Consider the following 9,733-nt stretch of genomic DNA (forward strand, 5'->3'; position numbering starts at 1 on the left):
TAATTAAAAAAGTGGGGATGGGCATCGCCTCACTCAAAAACGGTCAATCATCTCTTAAGATGAAAGACAAGAAGCATACAGTGTAATCTTTGATTCGGTGTAGGAGTATGTCACTTCAAACATCTCGAAGTTCGTGAAATTCCCAAACTACTTCTACAGATGCGTTAATCAGAGTTCTTTTGGCAAAGTGTAACACAGTATTTATTGGATTAAATTATCCCCAGGTAATTTAGGGACTAAAACAGGGTAATTATCCTCCATTTTAACCTCATAAGAAACTCGGGTAGAACCAGAAGGACAGCATAAGGCGTCTGTTTCACTGTAACGATTAAAAGTAGCTGCTAGATAACCCTCTCTATACAAATCAACGCTAACTAAACTACCATCAGTGCGAGGATACATCTCTACAGGAGATAAAGTACCAGAAAATTGACCGTCAGTAAAGACAAATACATTATAGTATGACGGGCGACACATACCATCAGCATCAGCCATGGCTGTAATTACTTTAGTCGCTCCAAATACTTGAGATGCTCCTGTAAGAGTCCATCCTGCAGCTTCTAACAGTTCATCTTCAGGAAAAATAGCAGGACGATTATTATCTAGACAATTAGCTAAATTACCTCCACCCTCTATCTCAGGTGCAGTAGGGATAGCAGCGTTAGGATTATTCCAATTAACATTATCTTCTAACCAAACACCATTAGCAAGGATTAAACCCAAAAACAAACTAGCAATTTTAATCATTAACTCATTGAACCATTTATTCAATTCTCTAGTCTATATTAATAAACCAGTCGGTGAGGATAAACTTGTAGAGTGTTGGCTAATGAGCTAGATAAGATTACAGACAGAGAATTAGTACTCAAAGCTACTAGAGGCGATCAACAAGCTTTTCGTTTACTCTATCGTCGTTATCAACCTAGAGTTCGCTCAACTTTGTATCAACTTTGTGGTAATTTCTGCTTAGATGATTTGGTACAGGAAGTCTTTCTTAAAGCTTGGAAAAACTTACCTAAGCTTAGAGAAGTGGCTTATTTTTCCACTTGGCTTTATCGTATCACTTGGAATGTAGCTAATGATCATCGTCGTAAGTTTGCACAACAAAAACAAAGGTCAGAAAACCTGATATTGCTCGATAATCAACCACAATCACTCGATGTGATGGAATTACACTATCAGGATTTAATCTGGCGAGGTTTACAAACCTTAAGTTTTGACCATCGCGCTGTACTAATTCTCCATGATTTAGAAGATTTACCCCAAAAAGAAATCGCCCAAATTCTTGAGATTCCAGTAGGTACGGTTAAATCTCGTTTGTTCCACGCCCGTAATGCTATGCGTACTTTTCTACAGCAACAAGGATTAGATTTATGAGTAAATTCTCCCCAGATGATCCCAAATTAAGCGCCTTCTTGCGTCAATATCGACCTCTTCCTCCTGATGCTTCTATTGATTTAGAAGTTGAGTTGATGGATAGTCTCCCTCCTAGAGTAAAAAAAACTAAGTATTTACCTTGGTTGTTAACAGCGATCGCCACTGGTTTATTACTCACTTGGACTGGTTATCAAAATTATCGACCAATTCTGAGATATACCTCAATTCAACGAGATTTAGAAGCTTTTCTCATAGATAATTGGGAAGAAACCCTGGAAATGGAAATTAGTGCTATTGAATGGTAAGGGAGATTTTAATTATGTTATTACGTCGTTTTTCTTTAATTGGAGCTTTAGTTATCCTTGGTTTAGCTACTCCACAATTTACGAGTCAATCTTTCGCTCAACCTTGGTTTAATAATTCTAATAACTCTAGTCTCAACGTTGTTGGCGCAGGAAGGCTATTAGAAAAATTAAACCTTACTGATTCCCAAAGAGAACAAATTAGAGGAATTCAGGCTAAATATGCTGAGAATATTCAACAAAATCATCAGGATTTACACAATGCTTATGAAGAGTTGCGCACTATGATGATTGATGATACCTCAGATGAGGTTATTCGTAGTAAATATCAAGATATTATGAATATGCGTCTGAGATCCTCTGATTTACGCTTTGAAACTATGCTCGAAGTTCGTAACGTCTTAACTATCAATCAACGTCAAGAATTAGCTGATTTAATGGAACAAAGACGCGCTCATCATGGTAGAGGAATGAGAGGACCTGCACCTATAATACCGTAACAATCACTTAGACTAACGAGTTAACATTAGGCAAAATTTCTTAATAAGATTTAACATAGTAAGGAAGAACTCAAGCAAGACCATGTCAAGTAAAAAAACTCGTAGTCTCTTAATAGGTATAATTGTTTTGAGTGGAGCAGTTATAGGAATTGCACAAGGAATAAAATGGTTATCTCCACCAGTGGAATCATCCCAACAGAGAGTAATACCACCACGTCCTGTAACTACAGCAACACTCAAAACAGGAGCAGCCATCAGAACGATAAAATTATTAGGTCAAGTAGAAGCTAGTGGACAAGCAACTATTCGCAGTCGAGTAGATGGGGAAGTAAAAGAAGTCCTAGTCAAAATAGGCGATCGCCTTAACCCCAATCAAACCGTAGCGATTCTTGACGATCGCAATCAACAACTAGCTTTCTTAGCAGCACAAGCGCGACTAGCAGAAGAACAAAGTAAACTAGCTAGTTTAGAAGTAGGAACAAGATCAGAAATTATCGCCCAACGTCAGGCAGAATTAGCAGCAGCTGTAGCTAGAGAAAGTGAAGCGCAAGATAACCTTAACCGACTGACTACCCTGAGTCAAGAAGGAGCTATCAGTGAAAGAGATTTAATTCAAGCTAAAACCGCAGCTGATGCAGCTCGTAACGAAAGAATAAGAATAGAAGCCACCTTAAACGAAGCTCAATCAGGACCTACTCTCGAAGAAATAGCAGCCCAAAGAGCTATCGTACAAGGTGCTCAAATAACCCTAGAGCAAGCTCAACTAGATTTAGAAAGAACTCAAATCACTACAGACTTTATAGGAGTAGTACAAGAGCGTTTAATTAGTCCGGGAGACTATATCGAAAGTGGCGATCCAGTCATTAGCTTGATTAATCCAGAAGACATTGATATCTTTCTCGAAGTACCAGAACAACTCATCGGTCAAGTAGAAGTAGGACAAAGAGTAGAATTAAAAGCTAGAGCAATACCTGATTGGCAAGGTGAAGCTACAGTACAAGCTATTTTACCAGGTACAGAAGCGGCAACCCGTCGTCAAGTAGTGAGAATTAATTTAAATCAATCTACCTCCTCTCTGTTACCGGGAATGTCTGTACAGGGGACAATTGAATTAGCGATCGCTTCTGAAGCCAACCAATTTATTGTTCCTCGTGACGCTTTAAGCAATCGCAATGAACAATGGTTGATTTTCGGAGTGGAAAATGACCAAATACAAGAATATCCCGTAGAAATCATAGCCGATATGGGAGAAACAGTAGCCATTACTCAACCAGATTTAACTCTAGGTCAAGAAATCGTTATTTCTGGAGGTGATGCACTACATCAAGGAACAACAGTCAAGATAGTTGGGCAACAATTATGAATTTAATCGAAACAGCTGTACGCTGGAGACACGGAACATTTGTATTATTTTGTCTGTTAGCTTTATTCGGGGTATTGGCTTTATTTAATCTCCCCATAGAGTTACAACCAGGAGGAGAGACACCAGAAATAACCATTAGAACAAGTTATCCTGGTGCTAGTCCTACTGAAGTAGAAGACTTAATTACACGTCCTGTAGAAGAAGCCTTAGAAAACGTCCAAGGGATCAAAGAAATCCGCAGTACCAGTAGTCTAGGTTCTAGTAATATAACTGCTGAATTTGAATGGAATACTAATATTAATGAGCGCTTTGTCGATGTCTTGAGTAAATTACAAATAATCTCTAGTTTACCAGCAGAAGCGGGCGATCCTTCTGTACAGGTAGCTAGTGGTGATAGTCGTCCGATGATGTGGATTGCACTATCTCCTCAACCTGGCTTTAGCTCAGACGCCGATCGCTATCGAGATTTAGTCCAAGACCTGATTGTACCTAGGTTACGACAAATAGAAGGAATCGCCGATATTTCCACTCCAGGAGGTCGAGAGAAAGAAGTTGAGGTAGTTGTTGACCCCCGAGCTTTAGCAGACCGTCAATTGCGCTTAGAAGACGTAATTAACGCACTCAGGAGCAATAATCGGGACGTGCGCGGTGGACCAATGGTAGTAGGACGTAGAGAATATAGAGTACGTACCGTCAGTCGTTCTCAAGACCTTTCTGAATTAGAAGGATTTGTTATCCGTAGAGATGAAGCCGGAACTGTCTATTTAAGAGACGTTGCTACAGTACAAATGGGTCGAGAACTAGAAAATACTGTACTCTTAGTCAATGGTCAACCTACCGTAGGAATTGGGATAGAAAAGAGAATCGGTGGAAATGTACCCTCAATTAGTGAAGCAGTCAGAGGTCAATTAGTACAACTCCAAGAAGAGTTAGATAGTCGCGGTGAAGGGGTAGAGTTTTTAATCAATTACGATGAAAACGATTATATTCAACAATCTATTAGTTTAGTACAAAGTAACTTAATCATTGGTTCGATCTTGGCTGCGGTGATTTTACTATTATTCCTTGGTTCAATTCGCAGCGTCGCGGTGGTAGCTTTGACTATTCCTACTACAGTGATTACAGTATTTATCGTCTTGCAATTATTGGGACGTTCTCTCAATGTAATTAGTTTAGCGGGAATCGCTTTCGCTGTAGGGATGATTGTGGATAACGCCATCGTCGTACTCGAAAATATCTATAATCACCTTGAGCAGGGTAAATCACCCGTACAAGCGGCGATCGATGGGACTCAAGAAGTTTGGTCAGCTATGCTCGCTTCTACCCTGACTACTGTCGCTGTCTTTATCCCGATTATCTTAATCGAAGGTGAAGCCGGAAGACTTTTTACAGATATCGGTATCGCTTTAGCAAGTGCGGTTTTATTCTCTCTGTTTGCTGCTTTAACCTTAGTTCCGATGTTATCGGGTTTGTTTTTACGCGCTCATGGAACAGAAGGACTTCAACCCCGTAATCGGTTAGAAAGAATAGTTAGTAAAGTTGCTAATCTCTTTGGAGTTATTGAAAGCAAATTAGAAAATTTCCTCCTTTTAAGTGTAGCTTGGTCATTAGGACAAGGAAGACGTTGGCGACGATTATTTTTATTAGCTATCCCGATGTTATTACTTTGGACTGGAATTAATCTTCTTCCTCCCGCTGATTATCTACCCGAAGGAAACCGTAATCTCATCATGTGGTTAGCTGAACCCTTCCCTGGTACTTCTATACCTGAATCAGTCAGACTAACTGAACCTATGCGGGAATTTATCCAACAACAACCAGAAGTTGAACGTAATCTATTGATACTTAGTTCTAATCGTCGCTTGATGCTCGTTTTTTTGAAACCGGAATTAGCCACAGGTAATAACCTTAACTCTATGGTTAATCGGTTAATGCAAGCTAGTGGTAATTTTCCTGGTTTTCGTTTTCTTTTTCCTGTACGTATTCCCATCTTTAGGAATCCGGGTAAATCCTACGAAGTGCGCGTGGTTGGTCAAGATTTACAAGAATTAGACGCGATCGCCTCTCAACTCAGTGGGGAAATTCAACAATTACCAGGTGTACAAAACGTTCGTTCTAATTTCGTAGATGGAGCACCAGAATTACAGGTTATCCCCAATCGGGAAAGACTCGCAGAAGTAGGCTACCGCGAAGCAGATTTAGGTCAACTAGTAGAAGCCGCTTTAGGTGGTGTCCGCGCTTCTGAATTCGTCTCAGGAAGACGAGAACTGAATGTAACGGTAGAGTTACAAGATACCCTGGTAGAAACACCAGAAGATTTACGTCAACTCGTCATTTATGCTAATAATGGACAACAAGTACAATTAAAAGACGTAGCTACAGTTTTAGATACCACAGGACCTGACGCGATTAACCGTGTGGATTTAGAACGTGCGGTGACTCTTACGGTTAGTGTCGCTAGAGACGCACCATTAGGGACATTAGTAGAACAAACCCAACAGGATATTCTTAAACCTCTGAGTCAATCTCTACCCACTGGTTATCGTGTCCAATTGAGTGGATCTGCAGATCTCCTTAACTCAACTCTGGCGCAAATGAATTTTACCTTTTTATTCTCTCTGTTAATCACTTACTTACTCTTGGTAGCGTTGTATCGTTCCTTCCTCTATCCCGTGGTGATTATGATTACCGTTCCCATTGGGTTAACAGGAGCATTACTGGCGATCGTCATTGCTAACGCGATTCCTGGTGTAGTGATTCCCTTTGATATGATTACGCGATTAGGTTTAATCATTTTAACAGGGGTAGTAGTTAATAACGCTATTCTTTTAGTAGATAGAGCTTTACAACTACAACAGGAAGGTAAAAGTTATGATGACTCCCTCTACTACGCGACACGCGATCGCCTTCGTCCTATTTTCATGTCAGCAGGAACTACTATTATTGGGATGTTCCCCCTAGCTTTTATACCAGGTCAAGGAACAGAATTGTATCAAGGTTTAGGGTTAACTTTAATTGGAGGTTTAGCCCTATCTACATTTTTAACCCCAACAGTAGTACCAGCTATTATGGGGTTATTAAGAGATTTTACAGGTCTAAATCAGGATTAACGCCTAATTCTCGCAGTTTTGCTGCTAATTTTTCCGCTCTTTCTCGCTCACGTTGGGCATTTTCTCGCTCACGTTGAGCATCTTCTTCTGGTGTTGGTACTAATGCTCCTTCTAAGGTAAAATAACGCAATTGCTGCTGATATATTCCCAAATATAACCCTAACTGTTCACTTTTGAGTAAACCTGTACTATTGGGGTGAATTTCTTGGTATTTACCCTTAATCAGTTCAAATCCTTTGAATTCTAAACTATCAGGATCAAACCAAAAGTATTCTGGAGTGCGAAAAGTATCTTGATAGATTTGTTTTTTTTCCTCTCTATCGACTTTAGCGGTACTATCAGAGAGAATTTCCACAATAACATTAGGATACTTTCCCTCCTCTTGCCATACTACCCAACTTTTCCTTGACCAGTCACAAGTAGTATCTAGCACCAGAAAAAAATCTGGACCACGGAAATATTCTGATTTTTTCTGATTAGGACTATAATAAATAGTCAAATTACCCGCTACAAAATAATCTTGTCTCTCTTTCCATAACCATTTGAGACATTGAATCAAAAGAATGATTTGTTGTAGATGTAAATTACTTTCCAAGGGGGGTTCATCGCTCCAAAACTCACCAGTAGGGAAAACTATCTGATTTTCAGTAGTGATAGTCATAATTTGTGATTAATTGAGGACTAATATTTAAATTATGGCACTCTCTTTGGCTTTTTGTAGTAAATCTAAACCCTCTGTTAGAGTATTGATTTGAGCAAGTTGTTCTCGTAATTGTGCAGCACCAGGAAACCCTTTACAATACCAAGCTAAATGTTTGCGAGATTGACAAATACCCCGATAACCCTTGTATTCCCATAATCCCTGTAAATGTTCTTGAGCACAAGTTAATAACTCGCTTATACTAGGTGGAGGTAAGACTTCACCAGTGCGGAAAAAATGCTCAATTTCCCCTACTAAAAAAGGATAACCCAAAGTTCCCCGAGAACACATCACCCCATCTGCTCCCGTTATGGTTAAACATTTTAACGCAGCTTCTAGAGAAAAAATATCCCCATTAGCGATGACAGGAATTTCTACCACTTCTTTTACCTTCTTAATCCATGAGTATCTAGCTTCACCATGATAACCTTGAGCACGTGTACGTCCATGTATAGTGAGCATACTTGCTCCTGAATCTTCTAACATTTGGGCAAATTCGACAATATTAATCTCCGTATCATCCCAACCAATACGGGTTTTAGCCGTTACAGGAACATCTACCGCATTAACTACGGTTTCAATAATTGCTCGTGCTACTTCTGGTTGACGTAGTAGAGAAGATCCACCCCCTTTTTTAGTAATTTTATTCACAGGACAACCCATGTTAATATCAATAGTTAAAGCACCCTCTGCTACTGCTTTTTGAGCTGCTTCAGCCATAAAATCGGGACGGTTAGAGTCGATGGGTATATTACTATACCACACCTCTCTTCCGAAACCGTGCTTGCGACTTTCACCGCACACGGCTACTCAATTAGAATGCGCTTACTGACAATGCGCGCTTCACTAGTTCCATACATCCTCTTTCGTATAGTCATTGCCACATTTGTTTATTTCATTTGCAGCTTTTATACCGTCTAATTTTGCATCTTCCCTAGTTTTTTCATCATGACAATGTCCGTGCAATAATTGGAGATTTGTTTTTATATTACCTCCACCTTTCGATTTTGGTTTTATATGGTCCACCTCCATTACGTCTCCATCTTTGAAATGTAATCCACATCGGGAACACTTACCTTTCTGTTTCTTCAAAAGTTCTGCAACTCTTTTAGGCACTTCTGGATATTGTCCCATACGCGCAGACCAATACTTCCAGTCTCCGTCATAAGGACTTCTGTCACCTTTAACTTTTACGTAGTCAACACTACTATGATGTTCACCTTTCGGACAGTAAGATTCCAATCTTAATGAATCTTCCTTATTGTCGGTTGAAAATATTTTTCTTCCTTTAACCTTATGCCAGTATTTTTTGTAGAAGTTCTCTTTTGTTCTCTCCGATACTGCCCAACCTCTAAGCTTTTCATATAGCATATTATCACAATTTGAGAGTATCCCCATGGTTTTAGCATCACTATATCTATAATACTGTCGCCACCCTCTTATTTTCGGATTTAATTCCTTTATCAGAGCAGCTTGAGGACCTTTTCTTAGAGCTTTAACAACTCTTTCGATTTCTCTCATATGATTTACTATCTTCTCTTTGGTCGGATGAATGAGCGTTCTCCACCCAAGCGGAACACTTTTTGTATTTCTTGCAGACTTATGTTTACTCATTTTATATCCCTGAATATGAAATCCAAGGAAATTAAATCCTGCTACTCCATCATCACTTAATGCTGGATTCACAGTGTGTGCAAGTCGTGTCTTTTCAGGTTTCAATTCAAGTCCTATATCAAGTAACCATGTGGATATTAATTCCTTACATTTTAAGACTACATTTCTATCTTTATGAATTACCACAAAATCATCTGCATACCTTATGAAAGTTAACGAGTATACTCTACCCTTCTTACCTAGAGGGTTTCCCCCTCCGTCTTTCCATCCTTTCGATTCTTCTGCAAATTTGATTAGCATTTCCTCTAACCCATCTAGGGCTATATTTGCTAGTAAGGGTGATAACACCCCTCCTTGTGGAGTTCCCAATTCCTTCTTAGAAAATGCCCCTTGGTCTAATACACCAGATTTTAACCAGGCTTTAATTTGTTGCCTTAACAAACCTTTATAACCTGCTTTATCTAGTAGAGCATTATGGTTTATGCGGTCAAAACATTTTGTTATATCAGCATCTAGAACAAATTTTTCTGCTCCTTGTACTGCATCTTTAATGTGTTTTATCGCATCTTGACATGACCTTCCTGGTCTGAACCCATAGCTGGAAGGCTCAAACTTTGCCTCCCACTCAGGCTCTAAAGCTAATTTTACCAGTGCTTGGAGTGCTCTGTCATACATTGTTGCTATTCCCAATGGTCTTTTTTCAGCTTTCCCAGGTTTTGGTATCCACACTCTGCGCGTAGCTTTTGATTTCCCAGTTAACTTTAATT

9 protein-coding genes are annotated in these 9,733 nt (G+C 39.5%); 5 read left to right on the top strand and 4 right to left on the bottom strand.

Features of this window, described 5'->3' with window-relative positions:
* Nucleotides 1-201: 201 nt before the first annotated feature.
* Nucleotides 202-747 (bottom strand): LppP/LprE family lipoprotein, encoded by a 546-nt coding sequence (locus tag EA365_16880; protein ID TVQ41749.1) that lies wholly within the window; start codon nt 745-747, stop codon nt 202-204.
* Nucleotides 748-819: 72 nt separating this feature from the next.
* On the opposite strand from EA365_16880, the gene EA365_16885 reads away from it, so the two are divergent.
* The 5 genes from EA365_16885 (at nt 820) to EA365_16905 (ending at nt 6,652) form a co-directional block, all read left to right on the top strand.
* Entirely contained in the window at nt 820-1,377 is a 558-nt protein-coding gene (locus tag EA365_16885; protein ID TVQ41750.1) for a sigma-70 family RNA polymerase sigma factor, read from the top strand.
* Entirely contained in the window at nt 1,374-1,682 is a 309-nt protein-coding gene (locus EA365_16890) for a hypothetical protein (protein TVQ41751.1), read from the top strand. Before EA365_16885 ends, EA365_16890 begins: the two co-directional genes overlap by 4 nt.
* The gene (locus EA365_16895) at nt 1,676-2,179 is read left to right on the top strand and encodes a periplasmic heavy metal sensor (GenBank protein ID TVQ41752.1); all 504 of its coding nucleotides are present in this window, start codon (nt 1,676-1,678) and stop codon (nt 2,177-2,179) included. The genes EA365_16890 and EA365_16895 overlap by 7 nt, the downstream gene beginning before the upstream one ends.
* 82 nt (nt 2,180-2,261) lie before the next feature.
* Complete coding sequence (locus EA365_16900; protein TVQ41753.1) at nt 2,262-3,542, top strand: efflux RND transporter periplasmic adaptor subunit; 1,281 nt, start codon at nt 2,262-2,264, stop codon at nt 3,540-3,542.
* The gene (locus EA365_16905) at nt 3,539-6,652 is read left to right on the top strand and encodes an efflux RND transporter permease subunit (GenBank protein ID TVQ41754.1); all 3,114 of its coding nucleotides are present in this window, start codon (nt 3,539-3,541) and stop codon (nt 6,650-6,652) included. Before EA365_16900 ends, EA365_16905 begins: the two co-directional genes overlap by 4 nt.
* Here EA365_16905 and EA365_16910 read toward each other — a convergent pair.
* The 3 genes from EA365_16910 to EA365_16920 form a co-directional block, all read right to left on the bottom strand.
* Entirely contained in the window at nt 6,630-7,313 is a 684-nt protein-coding gene (locus EA365_16910; protein ID TVQ41755.1) for a Uma2 family endonuclease, read from the bottom strand. The two genes, EA365_16905 and EA365_16910, sit on opposite strands and share 23 nt — an antisense overlap.
* Before the next feature lie 27 nt (nt 7,314-7,340).
* On the bottom strand, nt 7,341-8,072 hold the full coding sequence (dusB, locus tag EA365_16915) for a tRNA dihydrouridine synthase DusB (protein TVQ41757.1): 732 nt from the start codon (nt 8,070-8,072) through the stop codon (nt 7,341-7,343).
* Between the two features lie 126 nt (nt 8,073-8,198).
* On the bottom strand, nt 8,199-9,695 hold the full coding sequence (locus EA365_16920) for a group II intron reverse transcriptase/maturase (protein ID TVQ41756.1): 1,497 nt from the start codon (nt 9,693-9,695) through the stop codon (nt 8,199-8,201).
* Between the last annotated feature and the right edge of the window lie 38 nt (nt 9,696-9,733).

The organism is Gloeocapsa sp. DLM2.Bin57, from assembly GCA_007693955.1.
Classification (GTDB): domain Bacteria; phylum Cyanobacteriota; class Cyanobacteriia; order Cyanobacteriales; family Gloeocapsaceae; genus Gloeocapsa.